This is a genomic window from Amycolatopsis sp. NPDC088138 (genome assembly GCF_044741685.1).
GTDB lineage: Bacteria > Actinomycetota > Actinomycetes > Mycobacteriales > Pseudonocardiaceae > Amycolatopsis.
Genome location: NZ_JBIUTB010000007.1, coordinates 310,728 through 331,476, shown reverse-complemented (window position 1 = coordinate 331,476; position 20,749 = coordinate 310,728). Strand labels below are relative to the sequence as shown.

The window sequence follows — 20,749 nt, the reverse complement described above, 5'->3', positions numbered from 1 at the left end:
AGTCCCGCGGGCGGCACCCAGCGCCCAGTCTGGAGCTGTCGACGACCGGTCAGAGCACCTGCGAGAGGAAGCGCTGCAGCCGCGGGCTCTCCGGCTCGTCGAAGACCTGGGCCGGCGGGCCCTGCTCCACGATCCGGCCCGCGTCCATGAACGCGACCTCGTCGGCGACGCTGCGGGCGAAGCCCATCTCGTGGGTGACCACGATCAGCGTCAGGCCGCGCTCGGCCAGGCCCGCCATCAGCGTCAGCACGCCCTTGACCAGCTCCGGGTCGAGGGCGCTCGTGGCCTCGTCGAAGAGCATCACCTCGGGCTCCATCGCCAGGGCCCGCGCGATCGCGACACGCTGCTGCTGACCGCCCGACAGCGCGCTCGGGCGGTACGGCGCCTTGTCGGCCAGGCCGACGTCCGCCAGCCGGGCGCGGGCGATCGCCGACGCCTCCTCCTTGCTCAGCTTCTTCACGCTGCGCAGTGGCAGCACGATGTTGTCCAGCACACTCCGGTGGCCGAAGAGGTTGAAGTGCTGGAAGACCATGCCGACCCGCTGGCGCAGCGCGTCCGGGTCGGACCTGATCACGGACTCGCCGTCGAGCAGCAGGTCGCCGGAGTCGGGCTCCTGAAGGCGGTTCACGCACCGCAGGAGCGTCGACTTGCCCGAACCGGACGGCCCGATCACGCAGGTCGTCTTCCCGCTCGGCACCGTCAGGTCGACACCACGCAGGACTTCCAGCGTGCCGAAGCTGACGTGGATGTCCCGCAGTTCCACACTGGACGAACGGACCGCCGTCGTCGTCACCACGCGCTCACCCTTCCGCCGGGACCGATCTCCACCGGGTCAGCTTCGTCCGGCTCGTCGGCCCGGACCTTGCGCCCGGTCCGGAGCTTCTTGTCGATGTAGTTCACCAGGTGCGTCAGCGGCACGGTGATCACCAGGTAGACGAACCCGGCGGCGACCAGCGGCGACAGGTTGCCGGTGTTGGCCGCGAAGTCCTGCCCGATCCGGAACAGCTCGCGCTGCTCGGACAGCAAGCCGAGGAAGTACACCAGGCTGGAGTCCTTGACCAGCGAGATGAACTGGTTGACCAGGGCAGGCAGCACCCGCCGCACCCCCTGCGGGATGACGACGAGCAGCATCGCCTTGCTGTAGCTCATCCCCAGAGCGCGACTGGCCTCCAACTGTCCTTTTTCGACACTCTGGATGCCGGCCCGGAAGATCTCGCCGATGTAGGCGGCGGCGATCAGGCTCAGTGCCAGGATGCCCAGCGGGTACGGGTTGGTGCCGACGACGTCCCGCGCGAGCGTGCCGAGACCCTGGCCGATCACGAGGATGGTCAGGATCGCCGGCAGGCCGCGGAAGATGTCGGTGTACACCCGGGCCGGCCAGCGCAGCCACGCCTTGGCCGACAGGCCCATCACGGCGACGACCATGCCGAGCACTGTGCCGATGACCGCGGAGGCGAACGCCAGGATCAGCGTGTTGAGCAGGCCGGTCTTCAGCAGGTCCGGGAAGACCTGCCAGATGTACTCCCAGTCGAGGAAGGTGTCGAAGAATTGGTCCATCGCTCGGCTACTGCCCCGCCTTGAATTCCGCCGGCACCGGCGCGGTGGGCTCGAACTGGTCGTGCACCTTCACCCACGTGCCGTCGGCGATGACCTTCTTCAGGCCGTCGTTGATCTTGCCGATCAGCTCGTCGTTGCCCTTCTTGAACGCGAACCCGTGCGGGATGGTCGTGATGATCGCCTTGGCCACCTTGAGCTTCGCGTCCACGTTGTTCTTCGCGTAGTCCTCGGCGGTGGCCTGGTCGAACACGGCGCCGTCGACCGCGCCGGTCTTGAGCGCGGCCAGCGCGGCCGCGTCGTTCGGGAACCGGACGGCCTGCGCGGTCGGTGCGTTCGAGCCGAGCCAAGTGTCGGAGACCGTGCCCTGGACGACGCCGATCCGCTTGCCGGACAGGGAGTTCTCGTCGGTGATGCCGGCGGTCTCCTTGGCCTCGATGCCGAGGGACTGGTAGTTGTACGGCGCCGAGAAGTCGACCGTCTTCTTGCGGGCATCGGTCTGCGCGATCGCCGAGCTGCCGATGTCGAAGGTGCCGTTCGCGACCTGGCCGAGCAGCGCGGAGAAGTCCGTCGCGACGAATTCGAGCTTGAGGCCCTCCTTCTGCGCGATGGCCTTGAGGAGCTCGTTGTCGAACCCGGTGAAGGTCCCGTTCTCCTGGTAGGCGTTCGGCTTCGAGTCGCTCAACGTGCCGACGCGCAGGGTGCCGGACCCGCTGTCCGAGCCGCCACCACACGCGGTGAGCGCGGCCAGCAGCGTCGCGGTGAGCGCCGTGACCAGTGTCTTCTTCATCCTTCTCCTAACCCTGGAACCCGGCCGGCACCGGAGCGCTCGGCAGGAACTGCTGGTGCAGCTTGAGCCAGGTGCCGTCGGCGATCACCTGCTTGAGACCGGTGTCGATCTTGCCGAGCAGTTCCGTGTTGCCCTTCTTGACCGCGAAGCCGTGCGGCACGTCCGTGACGAAGCTCTTCACGACGACGAGCTTGGCGTCCGGGTTGTCGGTGACGTTCTTCTCGGCGATGCTCTGGTCCAGGATGTACGCGTCGACGGCGCCGGACTTCAACGCCGTCAGCGCGGCGGCGTAGTCGGGGAAGCGCACGGCCTGCGCGGTCGGCACCGTGGTGCCGAGCCAGTGGTCGCCGACGGTCGCCTGGATCACGGCGACCCGCTTGCCCGCCAAGGCTTTCTCGTCGGTGACCGGCGTGCCCTGCTTGGCCTGGATGCTCATGGTCTCGAAGTCGTAGGCCGCCGAGAAGTCGACGGTCTTCTTCCGCTCGTCGGTCTGCGCGATCGCCGAGCTGGCGATGTCGTAGCGACCCGACGCGACTTGCCCGAGCAGCGCGGAGAAGTCCGTCGCGGCGAACTCCAGCTTCAGGTTCTGCTTGGCCGCGATGGCCTTGAGCAGCTCGTTGTCGAAGCCGGTGTAGTTGCCGTCCTTGAGGAAGATGTTCGGCGGCGCGTCGCTGAGGGTGCCGACACGCAACGTCGAGGAAGCGCTGTCCGAGCTGCCACCACCGCACGCGGTGAGGACGGCGGCGAGGGTGGCGGCGAGAGCGGTGACGATCAGCTTCTTCATGTCACGCACCCAGGTTCTTCACGGGCAGGCCGGGGCCACCCTGCTGCAGTTCCTTCGACAACGGCGTCGTCTTGTAGAACTGGCCGTAGATGCGGGCCACCGAGCCGTCCGCGATGGCCTTGGCCAGGCCGTCGTTCAGCTTCTTCAGCAGGTCCGGGTTCGTCTTGGCCACCGCGAAGGCCGACGGCGTGTCCTTGTCCTCGACGGTGTAACCGAGCTCCAGCGGCACCGCGGGGTTCTGGTCCAGGTACTTCTGGCCGATGTCCTGCGGCACGACCCAGCCGTCCAGCGTGCCGTTCTTCAGCTGCGCGAAACCCGCGTTGTAGTCGGGAAAGCGGACGACCTGCGCGCCGGCGGTCTTGCCCGCGAACTCGTCCTGCACCGAACCCTGGACGACGCCGAGGCGCTTGCCGGCGAACGCCGCCGGGTCCTTGAGGTTCGCGCCCTTCTTGGTCACGATCGTGGTGAAGCCGGTGTTGTAGCCGTTGGAGAACGAGACCGTCTTCTTGCGCGCCTCGGTGCTGGAGATCGTCGAGCTGCCGATGTCGAACTTGCCCGTGGCGACGCCGGCCAGCAGGCCGGAGAACTCGGTGCCGACGAACTCGACCTCGAAGCCTTCACGCTTCGCGATGTCGCGCAGCAGCTCGTTGTCGTAGCCGGTGAACCGGCCGTTCTCCAGGTAGATCGACGGCGGGGCGTCGCTCAGCGTGCCGACGCGCAGGGTCGTGCCCGCGGCGGCGGAATCCGAGCCGCCGCACGCGGCCAGGGTCAGTGTCAGCGCCCCCGCGGTGACGACGGCGGCGATCTTCGACAGCGTGGATCTCATCGCTTCTTCCAGAGGTTGGCGCGCCGATGGCGCGAGGAAAGCACGTCAGATCGTCGGGTGGACGATCTGACGCTCCGGTTCAGCGGCGAGATTAGGGATTTCGCCCGTTCGTGTGGCTTTGTTCCAGTCCGTGGACTCGTGCGTCAGCTCACAGGATCGGCTGGGGCGCGTAGCCCGCCGCCTCCGGGAACCGCTCGAGAACGTCTTCGACGCGCGCCCGCAGCTGCTCGACCTGGCGCCCGGCCGTGCCGGTGAACGAGATCCGGTCGGCGAGGAGTTTGTCCAGCTCACCGCGGTCGAGCGGGATGCGGTCGTCGGCCGCGAGCCGGTCGAGCAGGTCGTTCTCGGCGAGACCGCGCTCACGCATCTCCAGCGCGACGGCGACGGCGTTCTCCTTGATGGCTTCGTGGGCCGTCTCACGTCCGACGCCCGCGCGGACCGACGCCATCAGCACCTTGGTCGTGGTGAGGAACGGCAGGTAGCGATCAAGCTCACGCTCGATGACCGCCGGGAAGGCGCCGAACTCGGCCAGCACCGTGAGGAACGTCTCCAGCAGGCCGTCGAGCGCGAAGAACGCGTCCGGCAGCGCGACCCGGCGGACGACGGAGTCGGAGACGTCACCCTCGTTCCACTGGTCGCCGGCCAGCTCGCCGATCATCGACAGGTACCCGCGCAGCACGACGGCGAGGCCGTTGACGCGCTCGCAGGAACGGGTGTTCATCTTGTGCGGCATGGCGGACGAGCCGACCTGGCCGGGCTTGAAGCCCTCGGTGACGAGCTCGTGGCCGGCCATCAGCCGGATCGTCTTGGCCAGGCTGGACGGCGCCGCCGCGACCTGGACCACAGTGGACAGCACGTCGAAGTCGAGCGAGCGCGGGTAGACCTGGCCGACGCTGACGAAGCGGCGGTTGAAGCCGAGGTGCTGCATCACGCGGTCTTCGAGCTCGTCCAAAGTGGACTCGTCGCCGAGCAGGTCGAGCATGTCCTGCGCGGTGCCGACCGGGCCCTTGATGCCGCGCAGCGGGTAGCGGCCGATCAGGTTGTCGAGCCGCTCGAAGGCGACCAGCAGCTCGTCGGCGGCCGTGGCGAACCGCTTGCCGAGGGTGGTGGCCTGGGCGGCGACGTTGTGCGAGCGCCCGGCCATCACGGTGTCGGCGTGCTCGACGGCGAGCGCGGCCAGCCGCGCCAGGACGGCGGCGACGCGGGTGCGGACCAGCTCCAGAGAACGGAGCTGCTGCAGCTGCTCGACGTTCTCGGTGAGGTCGCGCGAGGTCATGCCCTTGTGGATGTGTTCCTGGCCGGCGCGGTCGCTGAACTCCTCGATGCGCGCCTTGACGTCGTGACGGGTGACACGCTCCCGTGCCGCGATCGACTCGAGGTCGACCTGGTCGATGACGCGCTCGTAGTCCTCGACGACGCCGTCGGGCACGTCGACGCCGAGGTCCTTCTGCGCCCGGAGGACGGCGAGCCAGAGCTGGCGCTCCAGCACGACCTTGTACTCCGGCGACCAGAGCGAGACCAGCTCCGGCGAGGCGTAGCGGGCGGCGAGCACGTTGGGAATGCGGGGCTTGTCCGTCACGGCTTCACGATACCTGTGCAGGTGGCGGCCCCGGGCGGGGCCGCCACCGCGCCTGGTCAGCCGCTGTAGGGCAGCGCCCGGACGTCCGACGCCTTCACGTAGACGAGCCGGTGGTTGTACGAGATCTGGAAGTACGTCGTGCCGCCGGTGACGAGCGTGTGGTTGGCCGGTACGCCCGCCGGGTCGAACCGCGCGTAGTAGTTCTCCGCCCGGAACGAGCCGGTCGCCAGGTAGTTCTGGCCCGCGGGCAGCGTCCACGGGATCGGGGCGACCGTCCACGTCGCGTCGAACGGGATCGTGGCCGGGTACTCGGACTGTTCGGGGAAGGCGCGCCCGTACAGCGGGACCGAGGAGACGCCGTACGGCGTGGTCAGCAGCAGGCCGCGGCCGGGAACCGTCGAGTGGTGCCCCGGGTTGGCGAACCACGCCTGCTGCCCGCCGTACCAGATGGCCGTCCAGTCACCCTGCTGTCCGGCCAGCGCGTAGGAGCGGCCCGCGACGGCCTTGTCGCTCCAGTCGTCGATCGCGGTCGTGCCGGGTGAGCCGTCCGGGTGCACAACGGGGTCGGTGATCAACGGGGACGCGGCGTCCGGCGCGGTGTGCAGAGGCACGAAGTTCGCGCCGTGGGCCGGTAGCGGTGTGCAGGCCGTGCCGGTGCAGGACGTCATCTCGGGCTGGTTGGTCGCGTAGTCCGGGTTGATCGTCACGACCTGGCTCGACGCCGAGCCGGTGGCCTTGATCGGCGCACCCAGCAGGTCCATGTAGTGCGCCCAGTCCCAGTAAGGACCCGGATCCCAGTGCGCGGCCGCGAAGTTGCTCGTGCGCTCCCGCGAGATGTCCTCGTGGCCCAGGATGTGCTGGCGGTCCAGCGGGATGTGGTACTTCGCCGCCATGAACTTCACGAGGTCCGCGGACGCGCGGTACATCTGCTCGGTGTACCAGGTGCCGCCCTGCGTCGCGATGCCTTCGTGCTCGATGCCGATCGAGTGCTCGTTCATCGTCCAGTTGCCGGCGTGCCAGGCGACGTCCTTGGTCGGCACCATCTGCGTGACCTGGCCGTCCGACGAGCGGATCACGTAGTGCGAGCTGGATCCGCTCGACGCCTTCTGGAACGTGGCGATGGCCTGGTCGTACGGGCTCACCGTGCTGCCGGGCAGGGTTTCGGTGTCGTGGATGACGATGTACTGGATCTGCTGGCCGTCGTCCGGCCGGTTCGCGGGGTCGTAGTTGCCGTAGTTGTTGGGGTTGCTGTGGTCCGCGGACGACCAGTCGTAGGCCGCCGGGACGAACCGGCAGTCGAGGTTGGCGGGACATTCCGGGGTGGGAGTGTCCGCCGCGTGCGCGGTGACGGGGACCGCGGCCGAGATCGCCAGCGCGAACGCCGCGACGACAAGACTTCTGACAGTGGAGGTCACGCGCCAACCGTGGCACGGATGGTCAGCGCGGTCGAGCCTCCCGGCGCCAAGGTGGTCAGCGGGCCGAGAACTTCCAGCTCGACGATGCGCGCCGGCGGGTCCAGATCGCCCAGCTCCTTCAGCGGCGACGGGAGCGGGTGCTCCAGCCAGATCTCCAGCGGTGAGCCCTCGTCCGGGTACTCGCCCGCCGGGTCGACGTCGAAGGAGAGCGTCAAGGCTCCGTAGGAAACCCACCCCGCGGTGCCCGGCACACCCAGCTTGCCGACGACGTCCTGCGCGGGCACGACCAGCCGGTCACCGTCCACTGTGTACTCCGGCGTGCCCGTCCCGGCGACCAGCGCGACGACGTCGGGACGGCTGAGTCCCGCGGTGACCGAGCCACCGCCGGGGAGCTGGGTCACGTTCCACAACGCCCAGCGGACCTGACGCGAGGAGACGTTCTCCGCGTGCAGGTCCAGCCGGTAGCCGTCGTCGAGGATCGTGACCGCCCGCGTGAACCGCAGGCCGGTGCGGGGGTCCGGCGCGCTGGTCATGGTGACCGTGTCGCCGTCGGCGGCCACGGAGTACGGGCCGGAGTCCAGCACCGGGTCCGGCGGGCCCGCCCACTCGTCCGGGCCGGACCAGCCCTGCGGCGCGGGCCACGTCTTGTCGCCGCCGTAGTTGACCCAGTCGCCCATCCGCCCGGAGTTCGGGGCGTACTCGCCGCGCAGGTCGTCGTCCAGGTGCTCGGGGTTGCGCCACAGCAACTCGGCACCGCGGTGGCGCACCGACAGCAGCCGGCCGCCCAGCTCCGGGACCAGGCCGAGCCGCAGGTCGCCGCGTTCGAGCCAGGTCACCATTCGGCGAGGCCGCCGTCGTCGTGGCGCCACACCGGCGAGCGCCAGGCGTGCCCGATCTCGGCGGCGCGGCGGACGGCGGCTTCGTCGACCTCGATGCCGAGGCCGGGCCCGAGCGGGCGGGCCGCGTACCCGTCCTGGAACGTGAAGATCGACGGGTCGACGAGGTAGGCGTGCTCACTGCCCTCGTGGTAGTGCATGCCGACACTCTGTTCCTGGATGAGGAAGTTCGGCGTCGCGAACGCGACCTGCAGCGACGCCGCCAGCGAGATCGGCCCGAGCGGGCAGTGCGGCGCGAGCGAAGCACCGTACATCTCGGCCAGCGCGCCGATCCGCCGCAGCTCGGAGATGCCGCCGGCGTGCGACGGGTCCGGCTGCAGGACCGCGACCCCGGCGTCGAGCACCGGCTTGAACTCCCAGCGCGAGTACAGCCGCTCGCCGACCGCGATCGGCACGGTCGACGCCTCGACGACCGAGCGCAGCGCGCCGCCCTGCGTCTCCGGCAGGATCGGCTCTTCGACGAACATCGGCTGGACGTCTTCGAGGAGCTTCACCAGCCGCCGCGCCATCGCGGGTGAGACGCGGCCGTGGAAGTCGATCGCGAGGTCGCGGTCCGGCCCGAGGGCCTCCCGCGCTTCCCAGGCGCGCGCCACCGCCGCGTCGGCTTCCCGCGGGGACGCGATCGCCGTCAACGGCCCGGCGACGTTCATCTTCACCGCCGTGAAACCGGCCTCGACCTGCGCGGTCACGGCTTCGCGGATGCCGGAGGGCCGGTCGCCGCCGACCCAGCTGTAGACCCGGACGCGGTCGCGGACCGGGCCGCCGAGCAGCTCGTGCACCGGGGCGTTGCGGACCTTGCCGGCGATGTCCCACAGCGCGTGGTCGAACCCGGCCAAGGCACTCGAAAGCACCGGCCCGCCGCGGTAGAAACCGCCGCGGCGCAGCACCTGCCAGTGGTCCTCGATGCGCAGCGGGTCCTGGCCGATGAGCAGCTCGGACAGCTCGTGCACGGCCGCGCGCACGGTCTCGGCGCGGCCCTCGACCACGGGCTCGCCCCAGCCGCTGATGCCCTCGTCGGTGCTCACCTTGAGGAACAGCCAGCGCGGCGCCACCAGAAACGTTTCAATGCCGGTGATCTTCACCCGTGTCCCCCATCTACGCGGAATCCTTGGCGGCCGACCAGCCGCCGTCGACGGTCAGCTCGGCCCCGGTGACGAACGACGCGGCGTCCGAGAGCAGGAAGGCGATCACGTCCGCCACCTCCTCCGGCTTGCCGAGCCGCCCGGCCGGCGTCGCGCGGGCACTGCGCTCGCGGTCCTCGGGCGAGATGCGGTTCCAGGCCTCGGTAAGCACCGGCCCCGGCAGCACGGAGTTGATCCGCACGTCCGGGGCGTACTCGACGGCCAGCTGCCGGGCCAGCGCGACCAGCGCGCCCTTGCTCGCGGCGTACGCGGGGTGACCCGGCAGGCCGAAGTGCGCGTGCACCGACGAGACGAGCACGACCGCGCCACCCCGGGCCCGCAGCGAGGGCAGGCAGGCTTTCAGGGCCAGGTACGTGCCGGTCAGGTTGACGTCGAGCTGCCGCTGCCACTGCGTGCGGTCGATCTCGTGCAGCGGGCCGACGCTGGGCACGTAGGCGTTGCTGACCAGGGCGTCCACCTCGCCGATGTCCGCCCAGGTCGCCTCGTCGGTGACGTCGCCCCGGACCGGGGTGACACCGCCGGGGAGTTCGGCGATGTCCACGCCGAGCACGCGGTAGCCGTCGTCGAGCAGTTTCAGGGCCGTTGCCGCCCCGATCCCGGACGCCGCACCGGTCACCACCGCTGTCCGCGCAGACATCGCCTCTCCCGTTCCTAGAACTTCGCTACGTGCACATGGTCGTCCGACCCACGGGCCGCGAACCACAACGACGCGCCGTCGGACGCCGCGCCGAGGGTTCCCACGATGCTCCCGCTCGGGTACTCCGGCCGTTTGAACCAGCCCGCCCAGGTGCCGGACCACTCGTTGGCCCACAGCGAGTAGTCGCTCGCGGACGCGGTGAGCGCGACCTTCGCACCGGCCGCGACGAGCGTCGGGCTGCTGCTGACGGTGCCGCCGATGCCCGTCCAGTCCGACCACGTGGTGCCGGTCTTGGTGCGCGTCCAGACGCTGTCGTCGGCGGTGCGGACCGCGACGACCGTGCCGCTGGTGGACGTCGCCGCGCCGGGACGGCCGTAGATCGGCTTGCCGCCGGGCGCGCCGAGACCGGACCACTGACCGGCACTGGTCCGCTGCCAGACCTGGCCGTCGGCGCCGCGCGCGAAGAGCGTGCCGTCGCTGGTGACGGACGGCGAATCGGTCAGCGTGCCACCGAGCCGCTTCCAGTCGCCCCAGTGCCCGTACCGGTAGGTGCGCTGGTAGGCCGCGTTGTCGAGGCCGCGAACGTAGACGTCGATCTTCCCGTCCGAGGCGACGGCGGCGGGCTGGCCGAGGAACTTGCCCCCGACCTGACGCGGCCCGTCGAGGCCCTTGACCTGCAGGGAGCCGCTCTGGTCGCGGAAGAACGTCACCGTCTTGCCGCCGGTGCGGACGATCGCCGGGCTGGCGGACGCCGTGCCGCCGAGGTCGTCACCGGGGACGAGGTCGGTGCCGTGCAGGCGCAGGAACGCCGTGCCGTGCGCGGGCACGGTGACCGTGTACGAGCCGGTCGCGCTGCCGCGGTCGGCGCGGGCACGGAGGTCGCGGACGGACACCCGGCCCTTGAGCCCGGCGTCGGCGAAGTTCAGCGTCATCTGCGTCGGCGTCTCACCGCGGTTGAGCAGCACGACCGCGCGGTCGCCGTCGCGGGAGAGGACCTTGCTGTAGGTGTCGGTGCTGCCGTTGGTTGCGACGCGGACACCCTGGGTGCCGAGGCGGTCCTGGTTGACACCCACGATCTCCGGGTTCTTCAGCGTGCTGATCATCGACGCCGGGAGCGTGCGCGGGTCGGAGCCGAGGATCAGCGGGGAGGCCATCTCCGCCCACATGACGAACTGGGTGGTCGACTCCTCCTCGTTGAGTTCGTAGGTGCCCTGCTCGGTCTTGCGCATCGGGATCAGGTAGTCGGGGTCGTTGTAGTGCCCCGGCCCGTTCGCCTCGGGGTGCGCGGCGTTGGCGTCCATGTTGCGCAGGACGTCGGTCCAGATCCCCTCGTACGGCGTGCCGAACGCGATGTCCGTGCTGGTGCGCCAGGAGTCGGCGACGAGCGGGCCGTAGCTGTAGGCGATGCCGGCGACCTGGTCGGGCCCGTGCGGGGTGCCCCACTCGTCGGTGACCGGGTTGCAGACGTTGAGCACCATCGGCCGTCCCGCCTTGGCGAGGGCCTTGCTGAACTGCGAGAACGCGTCGGCGGGCTTGAGGTTCTGGGCGATGCCGCAGAGGAAGTCGACCTTGACGGCGTCGAACTTCCAGTTCGCGAACCGCTTGGTGTCCTGCTCGTAGTAGCCGCCGGAGCCGGCCGCGCAGTTCTTGCCGTCCGACGCCCCCGCGTCGGTGTAGATCCCGGCCTTGAGGCCGCGGGCGTGCAGGTAGTCGACCAAAGTGGACAGTCCACTCGGGAACTTGGCCGGGTCCGCGAGGAGGTTGCCGCTCTTGTCGCGCGGCTCGGGTGCGGTCCAGCCGCCGTCGATCCAGACGTAGCGGTAGCCGGCGTCACGCAGGCCGCTGGAGACGAGGAAGTCCCCGACGGACTTGACCGACGCCTCGCTGGGCGCACCCAGGCCGTAGTAGGTGTTCCAGCCCATGTACGGGGTCTGGGCGACCCCGCTGTCGTAGTAGTCGGGAGCGCCTTGGTCCGCGGCCGGTGTTGCCTGTGCGGGGATCGCGATCGCGGTGAGCGCGGCGGCAGCCGCTGCTACTACCGCCAGGGATCTCTTCAGGAGCATGTTGCTGGACACCCTTCTCCGATGAAACAGCGTCAGCTAAGCCGGGGAGCAGCATGCCGGGGCGTCTCGGTCTCCGTCAAGAATAAATCCTAAATTAAGATTTCACGCGCTATGCTCTGCTCGATGAACACCGAAGTCGTCACTCTCGGCGAGGCGATGCGGCTGCTGCTCGCCGAGCCCGGCGTCGCGCTGCGACGTGCGCGCACCTTCACCTCGTCGGTCGCCGGCGCCGAGACGAACGTCGCGGTCGGCCTGGCCCGGCTCGGGCACGGCGTCCGCTGGCTGAGCCGCGTCGGCGACGATCCGTCCGGCGCTTCGATCCTCGCGACGCTGCGCGCGGACGGCGTCGACGTCTCGTGCGTCGAGGTCGACTCCGAGCGCTTCACGGGCTTCCTGATCCGGGACACCGAGACGGTCGAGTACCACCGAAGCGGCTCCGCTGCTTCGGCTCTGTCGGCCGCGTACGTGCGAGAAGCAGGTCTCGACGGCGCTCGACTCGTCCACGTCTCCGGCATCACGGCGATGCTCTCGCCTGACGCGCGCGAAGCCGTCGAAGCTCTCTTCGCGCTTGCACGCGCTTCGGGCGCTTGGGTGTCCTTCGACCCGAACGTCCGGCTGAAGCTCGGCCACCCGGAGCGCTGGCGCGAGACCGTCGGACCGCTGCTGACCAGGGCGGACCTCGTCTTCGCCGGTGAGGACGAGCTCGAACTGCTGAGACAGTCACCGGAAGCACTGCTCGCGGGCCGGGCGCAGACGGTGGTCGTCAAGCAGCGGGACAAGATCGCGCGGGCCGTCACCGCGGAGGGCTCGTGGAACCAGGAAAGCCTGGTCACGCGGGTCGTCGACCCGGTCGGTGCGGGGGACGCGCTGACGTCGGGTTACCTGTCGGCGTGGCTTCGGGGCGCTTCGCCGCCCGAAGCGCTGCGCGCGGGCGCGGCCTGCGCGGCGCTGGTCGTCGGCACGCGGACCGACCTCGAAGGCCTGCCCGACCAGGGCGAACTGACCAAAGCACTGATCGGCACGGAGGTGGACCGATGACCTACCGCTGGGAGATCACGGCGGACGCGCTGCGCCAGGGCGTTGTCGGGATCGTGCGCACGCACGACGCGGAATCCGCGGTCGAGGCGGCGCGGGCCGTCCTGGAGGCGGGGTTGCGTTCGGTGGAACTGCCGCTGACCAACCCCGGGGCGCTGGACGCGATCTCGGGGCTGTCCGCGGCGTACCCGGACGCGACGATCGGCGCCGGCACGGTGCTCGACGAGGCGTCGGCGGTGCTGGCGATCCGCGCGGGCGCGCGGTTCCTGGTGTCGCCGTCGGTGGACGCCGCGGTGATCCGCACCGCCCACCGGTACGGCGTCGCGGCGTTCCCGGGCGCGGGCTCGGTGACGGAAATCGTGCGGGCGCTGGAGGAAGGCGCGGACGCGGTGAAGGTGTTCCCGGCGTCCGCGCTGGCGCCGTCGTGGGTGAAGGACGTGCGGGCGGCACTGCCGCAGGCGCCGCTGGTACCCACCGGCGGCATCGGCCCGGACGACGTGCCAGGCTGGCTGGCGGCAGGCGCGGTGGCCTGCGGGATCGGCTCGGCGCTGACCCGCGGCACCACCGAGGAGATTTCCGCCCGCGTCGAGACGCTGTTGAGGAGCGCGCATGGCTGAGCTGGTCTTCGTCGGGTGCTACACCGGCGACGCGGGGAACGGCACCGGGATCACGACGTTCTCGCGATCGTCTTCCGGCTTGACCGAGGTCGCCTCGCTGCCGCTGGAGTCGCCGTCGTGGCTGACGCGGCACCCGTCGCTCCCGGTGCTCTACGCGGCGAACGAGACCGCTTCGGGCGGCGTGACAGCACTTTCCTTCGACTCCTCCGGCGCGTTGACGGTGCTGGGCACCTTGGAGACGGGCGGCGCGCACCCGTGCCACCTGGCGGTGACCCCGGACGGCCGGTTCCTGCTGTGCGCCAACTACACCGGCGGCAGCCTGGCGGTGTTCTCGCTGTCTCCCAACGGTGCGCTGGTCTCCCGGACGGCGCTGGTCCAGCACACTGGCAGCGGCCCGTCCGCGGATCGCCAGGAAGCGGCGCACGTCCACATGGCGGTTCCCGGCGACGGCATCGTGAGCGCGGTCGACCTCGGCACGGACGAGATCCGCAGCTACACGCTGTCTTCCGACGGTTCGCTGGACTTGCTCGCGGTCTCTTCGCTGCCGCCGGGCACGGGTCCGCGTCAACTGGTCCGGCGGCCCGGCACCGACCTGGCGTACGTGGTGGGCGAGCTGGCCGGGACGGTGGTGACGGTCCGCGAGACGTCGCCGGGTGCTTTCGAGGTGGTGTCGGTGGCCGCCTCGACGCTGTCTTCGGTGACGCCGAACCTGGTGGCCCACCTCGAGCTGGCGGGCTCGCGGATGTACGTGTCGAACCGCGGCCCGGACTGCGTCACGGAGTTCGCCCTCGACGACGCGGCCGCGGTGGCCGACCAGCCGTGCGGCGCGAACCCGCGCCACTTCGCCCTGGTGGACGGCACGTGTTACGTCGCCGCCCAAAGCGACGACGCGATCACGGCGTTCACGCTGACCGCGTCGGGTGAGTCGGAGCTGCGCCGCTATCCGACGGGGTCGCCGACGTTCGTGCTGCCGGTTTCGCTTCCCTAGTCCGCGCACTCCGCGGGACGCAGGACCGCCCCGGCCGGGCACCCGGCGACCCCGAACAGCCGGAGGTCGCCGTCCTCCAGGCCGGCGCTGAGGACGACCGGCGGGCCGTCGGCGTGCAGTTCGGCGCGCTGGACACCTGCCTGGAACGCTCCGCTCAGCGTGCCGAACGCGACGGTGTCGGCGTTGTCGGGCAGCGCCTCGCGGACCTCGAACCGCCAGTGGCGCTTCAGCTCCCGCAGCAGGGCGTGGTGTCCGGCGACGACGTCCCGGCGGGCGTGGACGTGCTCGGCGACCGCGCAGCAGACCCGGACCGTGCCGACGCGCGTGTGCGCGCCGAGTTCCATCGTGTAGGTCAGGAGATCGGCGGCGATCACCCGGACGATCGGGTGGCCGCGTTGAACAGCAGCGAGCTGGGCTTCGCGGCCTCGCGAACGGACGTCGCGGCGGCCAGGTCACGCAGGGCCTGCTCGACGCTGTCCATCCGCGGATTCTGGCAGACGACGTCAACCCTGGCGACGGAGAATGACCACGTCGGCGTCGTGGTCGGCCGTCCAGTCGAACGGGAGGCCCGCGTGCTTCAGGTGCGCCCCCGAATAGCGGTTCCCCGCCGAGTCCACATAGGACGAGTCCGGGCGCACCGAAAGGCGGACCCGCGACGAGCGGCCCGGGACCAGCGGTGCTCCGGTCAGCTGGCCCGTGCTCCACGCCAGGACGACCACCGTGTCGCCGTCCTCCGACGTGTACTGGGTCGCCGCCGTCGGTTCGGATGGGCCGGCCAGCACACGCGCGGCGCCGTGGTGGATCACCGGGCGGATCGACTTGTAGAGGGAAATCAGCGCAGCTGATTCTGCGTGCTGAGAGGAAGACCAGCGTGACAGGTCCGCGCCGATGCCCAGCACGCCGGCCATCGCCGTCACGAAGCGGAAGCGCAGCGACCTCGGGCGCGGGTCGAAGACGCCCGGGGCGTCCGTCACCCACGAGCTCATCAGGTGCGGCGCGTGCATCAGCAGGAAGCCGTCCTGGATGGCCAGGCGATCCAACGGGCCGGTGTTGTCGCTCGGCCAGACGACGTCCGTGCGGGCGACCGTGGCCAGGTCCGTGCGGCCGCCGCCGCCCGCGCAGGCCTCGATCGTCACGTGGGGGTGCGTCGCGCGCAGGTGGTCCAGGACTGCGAGGTAGCCCGCGACGTGCTCCGCGTCGAGGTCCGCGAAAGCGGAACCTGGACGTCCTCGTTCCGTTGGCGGGCGGTTCATGTCCCACTTCAGGTACGAGATCGGGTACGTCGACAGCAGTGAGTCCAAAGTGGACTTCACGAACGAGACCACCGCGGGAAGTCCCAGGTCCAGCAATAGCTGGTTGCGGATCAGCGTCGCCGGTCGGCCGTCGATGCGGTACACCCAGTCCGGGTGCGACGCGTACAGCTGCGACTTCGGGCTGACCGCCTCCGGCTCGACCCACAGGCCGAACTCCAGGCCCAGCTCACGCACCGAATCCACGAACGCGCCGAAGGAGGACTCCGCCGGTGTCCAGTCGCCGAGGCCGCCGGTGTCGTCGTCGCGGCCGGTGAACCAGCCGTCGTCCACCACGAACAGCTCGACGCCGATGTCGGCCGCGCGCTTCGCCAGCTCCAGCTGGTGCGCGCTGCGGACGTCGAAACCCGTGGCCTCCCAGGAGTTGTAGAGCACCGGACGCGGACGTCGCCACCGGGAGCCGGCCAGCACGCGGTCGTAGTCGTGCCAGACGGCAGCCAGTCCCTCGAGACCGTCCACACTGGATGCCAGCGCGACGCGCGGGGTCGTCAGCGAGGCGCCGGGTTCCAGGACGACCGGGCCTGGTGACGGCAGTCGTCCGGCTCGGATGCGCGTCAGGCCGGACGGCTCCACATCGGCGGAGATCTCCCACGAGCCCGGCCACTCCAGGGAGACACCGAAAGCCGGGCCCCCCGAAGCGTCCTGCACCGCCAGCCACGGGACGTGCGCGTGGCCCGGGACGCCGAACCGGCTCTCCATCCGGAAGCCGCCTGCGGGCAACGCCACCGACTGCCGGGTGAACTCCTGCGACCACTGCCCGGTCAGGTACGTCAGCTGGGCGCCACCCACCGTCGGGACGCACACGCCCGCCGAGCCCAGCCGGTCGAACTCCAGCGGCTCAGAACCGCCGTTCGAGAACTCGACCCAGCGGGTGAGCACGTCGGTGTCGGGCACCGGCCGGTAGCAGAGCACCGCTCGCAGCCCGGTGAGTTCGTCCACAAAGGCCAGCCGTAAGACGTCGTCGGAAACGGCGCCGTCGAAGCGCCACCACGAACCGCCCCGCACGGCGACGTCCGCGCCGGAGAACGGGCGCAGGCCCAGCGGTGCGTACTCGACCGGCGCCGCGTCGGCCTCGGTGATGAAGTGCACCGAGCCCGCGTTCGTGAAGACCGACGGCCCGTCCTCGACACCGTGCGGCCCCCAGGCCACCAGCTCGGCCCATCGAGAAGACGGATCCAGCGCCACGGTGTACGACGTGGTCGCGAGCGGCACAGTCCACGTCACTTGATCGCCCCGATCGCGAGCCCTGAGATGAAGTGCTTCTGGAACCGCAGGAACACCGCGACGGTCGGCACGGCCGCGATGACCGAGCCCGCCGCGATCACGTTCCAGTTGGACACGTACTGCCCCTGCAGGCCGAGCAGCGCCGGCGTCACCGGCATCACCGTGCCGGTGCGCAGCACGGTGATCGACCACAGCAGGTCGTTGAACGTCCAGGTGAACGCCAGCGCGCCGAGCGCGGCCAGCGCCGGGCGGGTCATCGGCAGGATGATCCGCGCGAAGATCTGGACGACGCCGGCGCCGTCGATCAGCGCCGCCTGCTGGATCTCGTCCGGGATGGACCGCATGAACCCCTGCAGCACGAACGTGTAGAAACCGAGGCCGAACCCGACCTGCACGATGATCAGCGCGGTCAGCGTGTCGTAGATCCCCAGCAGTTCCGACAGCTTCGCCACCGGAACCAGCAGGATCTGCGGCGGGAGCAGGTTTCCCGACAGCATCACCAGGATGATCGTGCGCCGCAACGGGATCCGGTACCGGCTGAGCGCGAACGCCGCCGCCGCGCTGAGCAGCAGGGACAGCAGCACCGTCGGGATCGTGACGATCAGGCTGTTGACCATCGCGTGCCCGCCGCCGCCCTCGCCCCACGCCTGGCCGAAACCGTCGAGCGAGAACGACGCGGGCAGCGCACCGAGACCGTTCGACGCGATGTCCGAGAACGTCCGGACGCTGGTGGTCAGCACCAGCGCGATCGGCAGCAGCCACAGCACCGAGAGCCCACCCGCGAGCAGGTGGAACCCGGCGGTTCGTGTCCTCCTCACGAGTCCTCCCGGAATGCCCGCACGAGATACGTCACGATCACGCCGAACGCCAGCACGAAGATGACGACGGCCAGCGCGGAGGCGTACCCGAGCCGCAGCGACTGGAACGCCGTCGCGTACATGTACGTGCTGAGCAGCTCGGACGAGTGGTACGGCCCGCCCTTCGTCATCGACCAGACGACGTCGAAGGAACGCAGCGAGTCGATGATGATCACCGACAGGACCACGGAGTTGACGCTGCGCAGCTGCGGCCAGGTGACGTTGCGGAACTGCTGCCACGCCGTGGCACCGTCCAGTTTGGCCGCTTCGTACAGCGCCGGGTCGATGCCCTTGAGCCCGGCCAGGTACAACACCATGACGTAACCGAGCTGCCGCCACAGCGCCGGGACGAGCACCGCGTACAGCGCGGTCTTCGGGTCGGCGAGCCAGGCGTGCTGCCAGCTGCCGAGCCCGATCGCGCCGAGCACCTTGTTGAACACGCCGTCCGGCTGGTAGATCACCTGCCAGATCAGCGACGTCGCGACCAGCGAGAACACCACCGGCGTGAACAGCGCCGCGCGGTAGAAGCCCACGCCGCGACGCTCCTTCTGCAGCAGCGTGGCCAGGGCGAGCCCGCCGACGGCCGAGAGGCCGCCGAAGAGCACGATCCAGATCACCGTGTCGAGCGCGGCGGTGCCGAAGATGTCGTCGGAGAACATCTCGGCGAAGTTCCCGAGGCCGACGAACTCGGGCGCGGAGACGCCGTCCCAGTTCGTCAGCGACAGGTAGAACCCCTGCAACGCCGGCCAGAACACCCAGAACCCCTCGACCAGGAGGGGCACCAGGACGAACGCCAGCAGCACGGGTGAGAGCCGGCGGCGGCGCTTCGGCACCCGCGCCGCCGCCTTCGGCCGTTCCGCGGTCAGCACCGCCATCTCAGGACTGCCAGACCTTCTGCGCGGCGGTCTGCCAGTCGGCCAGGATCGAGTCCAGTTCGTTCGGCTTCTGGATGAACCGGATCAGCGCGGCGTCGGCCGTCGGCTGCAGCGCGTCGGAGGAGTCGCGGTTGAAGAACTGCGTGATCTCCTTGGCGTCGGTGAGCAGCTTCCGTCCCTTTTGGACCAGCGGCGTGCCGTTGTCCTTGGCGTCCGGGTTGGTCGGCAGGACCGTGCCGGAGGAGTTCTTGATGTAGAGCTCCTGCGCCTCAGCCGTCGCGGCGTACTTGAACCACTCCTTGACCTCGGCGACGTGCGGGGTGCGCGCGCTGGCGAAGAAGCCGTCGGTCGGGCCCTCCTCGGCCACCGGCACGGCCGGGTCGAGGATCGGGAACTGGAAGAAGTCGAGGTCGTCGAGGGCGTCCTTCGGGGCGGCGTCGGCGAAGAACGTGCCGGTCAGGATCATCCCGGTGCGGCCCTGGAGCAGCACGGTCGTGGCGTCCTGGAACGCGATCGCGGTGCCGTTCGGGTCGGTGTAGGGCAGCGCCTGGCGCCACGGGTCGAAGATCTTCTTGACGCGCGGGTCGTCGAAGCGCTGCTTGCCGGCCAGCAGCTCGCGGTGGAACGGCGCGCCGTTGATCCGGATGTTGAGGTAGTCGAACCAGGCCGACGCGGTCCACGGCGTGGTGCCGCCCGCGCCCATGCCGATCGGCGCGATGCCCTTGCCCTTCAGGGTTTCGCACAGGGCGAGGAACTCGCTCCAGTTCGTCGGCGGCTGCACGCCCCACTTCGCGAAGTTCGACTTGCGGTAGAAGAAGCCCCACCAGTAGTAGGACGTCGGGACGAAGACCTGGTGCCCGGCGCCGTCGCCGGAGAGGGTGCGGAAGGCCGCGCTGTAGTTGCCCATGGTCTGCCAGACGTCGCCGACGTCGAGCAGCAGGCCCTTGCGCGCGTAGCCCGACAGCAGCGAACCCGGGTACCACGTGAAGGTGTCCGGCGGGTTGGCCGCGGTGAGGTAGCTGGGCAGCTGGGTGCGGAAGGTCTCGGACGCGACGGTGTTGACCGTCGCCTTCGTGCCGCCCTTCGCGCTGAACGCGTTCGCCAGCGCCTCGATCGCCTTCTTCGCCTCGGGCGAAGAGAGGTTCGACTGGACGGTGACCGCGCCGGCGGCCTGCTTGACCGGGCCGTTGGACGCGGAAGTGGCACAGGCGGCCAGGAAGCTGCCGGACCCGATCGCGCCCAGGCCGGCCAAGCTCGCGTTGCGCAGGAAACGACGGCGGGACAGGCCTGCACTCGTCATGTCGTGACCCCTTTGTCATATGCACTGGCGTGACTGCTGCCAAAGAGTGCAACCGGGCGACGTCGCTGTCAAGATGTATTCATAATTTATGACGACTTCGTGGACGGCGTAGGATGCTCGCAGCACGACCGCCGCCAGCTGAGAGGGCCCTCCATTGACCGAACACCGGCCACGCGGGCTGCACGGCCAGACCGTGGAGGCACTGGCCAGCCGGATCCTCTCCGACGAGTGGGGCGAGGGCACCGTCCTCGACCTGCCGGCGCTGCGCGAAGAGCTCGACATCAGCCTCACCGCCCTGCGCGAGGCCCTGAAAGTGCTGGCCGCCAAGGGAATGATCGACGCGCGGCAGAAGCGCGGCACGTTCGTCCAGCCGCGCGAAAAGTGGAACATGCTCGACGCCGACGTCATGCGCTGGCAGACCGCGGCCGCCGACGACCCCGGCCTGCTCGACGAGCTGACGGAGGTCCGCACGGTCGTCGAACCGGCGGCGGCGCGCATCGCCGCCGAACGGGCGTCGGACGAGGACCTGGACTCACTGCGCGAGGCGCTGTCCGACATGGCCGCGGCGACCGACGCCGAGGCCAGCGTCCAGGCCGACCTGGCCTTCCACCGGCGGCTGATGGCCGCCACCCACAACAACTTCCTGATGCGGATGGAGCGCGTCATCGCGATCGGGCTGGCCGAGCGCGACAAGCTGGTGCACGGCGCTTCGGCGGCGGAGGACCCGGTGCCGTCCCACCGGAAGGTGCTGGACGCGATCATCGCCCAGGACCCCACCGCGGCCGAGCAGGCGATGCTGGCGCTGGTCACCAAGTCCCGTGACGACCTGGCGAAGGCTCAGCGCAAGAAGCCGTGAG

At 70.1% G+C, this 20,749-nt stretch carries 20 protein-coding genes; 4 read left to right on the top strand and 16 right to left on the bottom strand.

The features are described from left to right. Positions 1 to 49: 49 nt before the first annotated feature. The 11 genes from ACIOD2_RS38120 to ACIOD2_RS38070 all read right to left on the bottom strand — a co-directional run bounded on the left by ACIOD2_RS38120 (position 50) and on the right by ACIOD2_RS38070 (position 11,686). A complete protein-coding gene (locus ACIOD2_RS38120) occupies positions 50 to 793 on the bottom strand; it encodes an amino acid ABC transporter ATP-binding protein (protein WP_400550644.1) in 744 nt (247 codons plus the stop codon). Beyond that, on the bottom strand, positions 790 to 1,557 hold the full coding sequence (locus tag ACIOD2_RS38115; RefSeq protein ID WP_400549603.1) for an amino acid ABC transporter permease: 768 nt from the start codon (positions 1,555 to 1,557) through the stop codon (positions 790 to 792). Before ACIOD2_RS38115 ends, ACIOD2_RS38120 begins: the two co-directional genes overlap by 4 nt. Before the next feature lie 7 nt (positions 1,558 to 1,564). Next, positions 1,565 to 2,344, bottom strand: coding sequence for an ABC transporter substrate-binding protein (locus ACIOD2_RS38110; RefSeq protein WP_400549601.1), 780 nt, complete (start codon positions 2,342 to 2,344; stop codon positions 1,565 to 1,567). A gap of 7 nt (positions 2,345 to 2,351) precedes the next feature. Then, positions 2,352 to 3,128 (bottom strand): ABC transporter substrate-binding protein, encoded by a 777-nt coding sequence (locus tag ACIOD2_RS38105; protein ID WP_400549599.1) that lies wholly within the window; start codon positions 3,126 to 3,128, stop codon positions 2,352 to 2,354. A 1-nt stretch (position 3,129) separates the two neighbouring features. Next, complete coding sequence (locus tag ACIOD2_RS38100; RefSeq protein WP_400549597.1) at positions 3,130 to 3,954, bottom strand: transporter substrate-binding domain-containing protein; 825 nt, start codon at positions 3,952 to 3,954, stop codon at positions 3,130 to 3,132. A 148-nt stretch (positions 3,955 to 4,102) separates the two neighbouring features. Next, a complete protein-coding gene (gene purB / locus ACIOD2_RS38095) occupies positions 4,103 to 5,533 on the bottom strand; it encodes an adenylosuccinate lyase (RefSeq protein ID WP_400549595.1) in 1,431 nt (476 codons plus the stop codon). Between the two features lie 56 nt (positions 5,534 to 5,589). Next, on the bottom strand, positions 5,590 to 6,948 hold the full coding sequence (locus ACIOD2_RS38090; protein WP_400549594.1) for an N-acetylmuramoyl-L-alanine amidase: 1,359 nt from the start codon (positions 6,946 to 6,948) through the stop codon (positions 5,590 to 5,592). Beyond that, a complete protein-coding gene (locus ACIOD2_RS38085) occupies positions 6,945 to 7,787 on the bottom strand; it encodes a DUF4380 domain-containing protein (protein WP_400549592.1) in 843 nt (280 codons plus the stop codon). The genes ACIOD2_RS38090 and ACIOD2_RS38085 overlap by 4 nt, the downstream gene beginning before the upstream one ends. Next, positions 7,781 to 8,926: a galactonate dehydratase gene (gene dgoD, locus ACIOD2_RS38080; protein ID WP_323324726.1), complete on the bottom strand. Its 1,146-nt coding sequence runs from the start codon at positions 8,924 to 8,926 to the stop codon at positions 7,781 to 7,783. Before dgoD ends, ACIOD2_RS38085 begins: the two co-directional genes overlap by 7 nt. A 13-nt stretch (positions 8,927 to 8,939) precedes the next feature. Continuing rightward, the gene (locus ACIOD2_RS38075; RefSeq protein ID WP_400549590.1) at positions 8,940 to 9,623 is read right to left on the bottom strand and encodes an SDR family NAD(P)-dependent oxidoreductase; all 684 of its coding nucleotides are present in this window, start codon (positions 9,621 to 9,623) and stop codon (positions 8,940 to 8,942) included. A gap of 14 nt (positions 9,624 to 9,637) precedes the next feature. Then, the gene (locus ACIOD2_RS38070) at positions 9,638 to 11,686 is read right to left on the bottom strand and encodes a hypothetical protein (RefSeq protein WP_400549588.1); all 2,049 of its coding nucleotides are present in this window, start codon (positions 11,684 to 11,686) and stop codon (positions 9,638 to 9,640) included. A gap of 123 nt (positions 11,687 to 11,809) precedes the next feature. Between ACIOD2_RS38070 and ACIOD2_RS38065 the strand changes: the two genes are divergently transcribed. The 3 genes from ACIOD2_RS38065 to ACIOD2_RS38055 are packed head-to-tail and all read left to right on the top strand — an operon-like array spanning position 11,810 to position 14,326. Then, on the top strand, positions 11,810 to 12,724 hold the full coding sequence (locus tag ACIOD2_RS38065; protein ID WP_400549586.1) for a sugar kinase: 915 nt from the start codon (positions 11,810 to 11,812) through the stop codon (positions 12,722 to 12,724). Further along, entirely contained in the window at positions 12,721 to 13,338 is a 618-nt protein-coding gene (locus ACIOD2_RS38060) for a bifunctional 4-hydroxy-2-oxoglutarate aldolase/2-dehydro-3-deoxy-phosphogluconate aldolase (RefSeq protein WP_400549585.1), read from the top strand. The genes ACIOD2_RS38065 and ACIOD2_RS38060 overlap by 4 nt, the downstream gene beginning before the upstream one ends. Then, entirely contained in the window at positions 13,331 to 14,326 is a 996-nt protein-coding gene (locus ACIOD2_RS38055) for a lactonase family protein (RefSeq protein ID WP_400549583.1), read from the top strand. Before ACIOD2_RS38060 ends, ACIOD2_RS38055 begins: the two co-directional genes overlap by 8 nt. Here the strand turns inward: ACIOD2_RS38055 and ACIOD2_RS38050 are convergent. From ACIOD2_RS38050 to ACIOD2_RS38030, 5 genes are all read right to left on the bottom strand, one after another. Next, positions 14,323 to 14,700 carry a hypothetical protein gene (locus ACIOD2_RS38050; protein ID WP_400549581.1) on the bottom strand — a complete coding sequence of 126 codons (378 nt, stop codon included), beginning with the start codon at positions 14,698 to 14,700 and terminating at the stop codon, positions 14,323 to 14,325. The genes ACIOD2_RS38055 and ACIOD2_RS38050 overlap by 4 nt on opposite strands. Positions 14,701 to 14,829: 129 nt before the next feature. After that, on the bottom strand, positions 14,830 to 16,860 hold the full coding sequence (locus ACIOD2_RS38045) for an alpha-galactosidase (RefSeq protein ID WP_400549579.1): 2,031 nt from the start codon (positions 16,858 to 16,860) through the stop codon (positions 14,830 to 14,832). After that, entirely contained in the window at positions 16,857 to 17,678 is an 822-nt protein-coding gene (locus ACIOD2_RS38040) for a carbohydrate ABC transporter permease (RefSeq protein ID WP_400549576.1), read from the bottom strand. Before ACIOD2_RS38040 ends, ACIOD2_RS38045 begins: the two co-directional genes overlap by 4 nt. Continuing rightward, complete coding sequence (locus tag ACIOD2_RS38035) at positions 17,675 to 18,592, bottom strand: carbohydrate ABC transporter permease (RefSeq protein WP_400549574.1); 918 nt, start codon at positions 18,590 to 18,592, stop codon at positions 17,675 to 17,677. The genes ACIOD2_RS38040 and ACIOD2_RS38035 overlap by 4 nt, the downstream gene beginning before the upstream one ends. 1 nt (position 18,593) lies before the next feature. Further along, positions 18,594 to 19,892 carry an ABC transporter substrate-binding protein gene (locus ACIOD2_RS38030; protein WP_400549572.1) on the bottom strand — a complete coding sequence of 433 codons (1,299 nt, stop codon included), beginning with the start codon at positions 19,890 to 19,892 and terminating at the stop codon, positions 18,594 to 18,596. A gap of 154 nt (positions 19,893 to 20,046) precedes the next feature. Here ACIOD2_RS38030 and ACIOD2_RS38025 point away from each other — a divergent pair, with 154 nt between their 5' ends. Further along, a complete protein-coding gene (locus ACIOD2_RS38025) occupies positions 20,047 to 20,748 on the top strand; it encodes a FadR/GntR family transcriptional regulator (RefSeq protein WP_400549570.1) in 702 nt (233 codons plus the stop codon). Position 20,749 lies beyond the last annotated feature (1 nt).

Coding starts and splice junctions, on each gene's coding strand:
- ACIOD2_RS38100 (WP_400549597.1), bottom strand. CDS start 3,954: ATGAGATCCACGCTGTCGAAGATCGCCGCCGTCGTCACCGCGGGGGCG.
- ACIOD2_RS38070 (WP_400549588.1), bottom strand. CDS start 11,686: ATGCTCCTGAAGAGATCCCTGGCGGTAGTAGCAGCGGCTGCCGCCGCG.
- ACIOD2_RS38055 (WP_400549583.1), top strand. CDS start 13,331: ATGGCTGAGCTGGTCTTCGTCGGGTGCTACACCGGCGACGCGGGGAAC.
- ACIOD2_RS38065 (WP_400549586.1), top strand. CDS start 11,810: ATGAACACCGAAGTCGTCACTCTCGGCGAGGCGATGCGGCTGCTGCTC.
- ACIOD2_RS38110 (WP_400549601.1), bottom strand. CDS start 2,344: ATGAAGAAGACACTGGTCACGGCGCTCACCGCGACGCTGCTGGCCGCG.
- ACIOD2_RS38060 (WP_400549585.1), top strand. CDS start 12,721: ATGACCTACCGCTGGGAGATCACGGCGGACGCGCTGCGCCAGGGCGTT.
- ACIOD2_RS38035 (WP_400549574.1), bottom strand. CDS start 18,592: ATGGCGGTGCTGACCGCGGAACGGCCGAAGGCGGCGGCGCGGGTGCCG.
- ACIOD2_RS38105 (WP_400549599.1), bottom strand. CDS start 3,128: ATGAAGAAGCTGATCGTCACCGCTCTCGCCGCCACCCTCGCCGCCGTC.
- ACIOD2_RS38115 (WP_400549603.1), bottom strand. CDS start 1,557: ATGGACCAATTCTTCGACACCTTCCTCGACTGGGAGTACATCTGGCAG.
- ACIOD2_RS38030 (WP_400549572.1), bottom strand. CDS start 19,892: ATGACGAGTGCAGGCCTGTCCCGCCGTCGTTTCCTGCGCAACGCGAGC.
- ACIOD2_RS38075 (WP_400549590.1), bottom strand. CDS start 9,623: ATGTCTGCGCGGACAGCGGTGGTGACCGGTGCGGCGTCCGGGATCGGG.
- ACIOD2_RS38085 (WP_400549592.1), bottom strand. CDS start 7,787: ATGGTGACCTGGCTCGAACGCGGCGACCTGCGGCTCGGCCTGGTCCCG.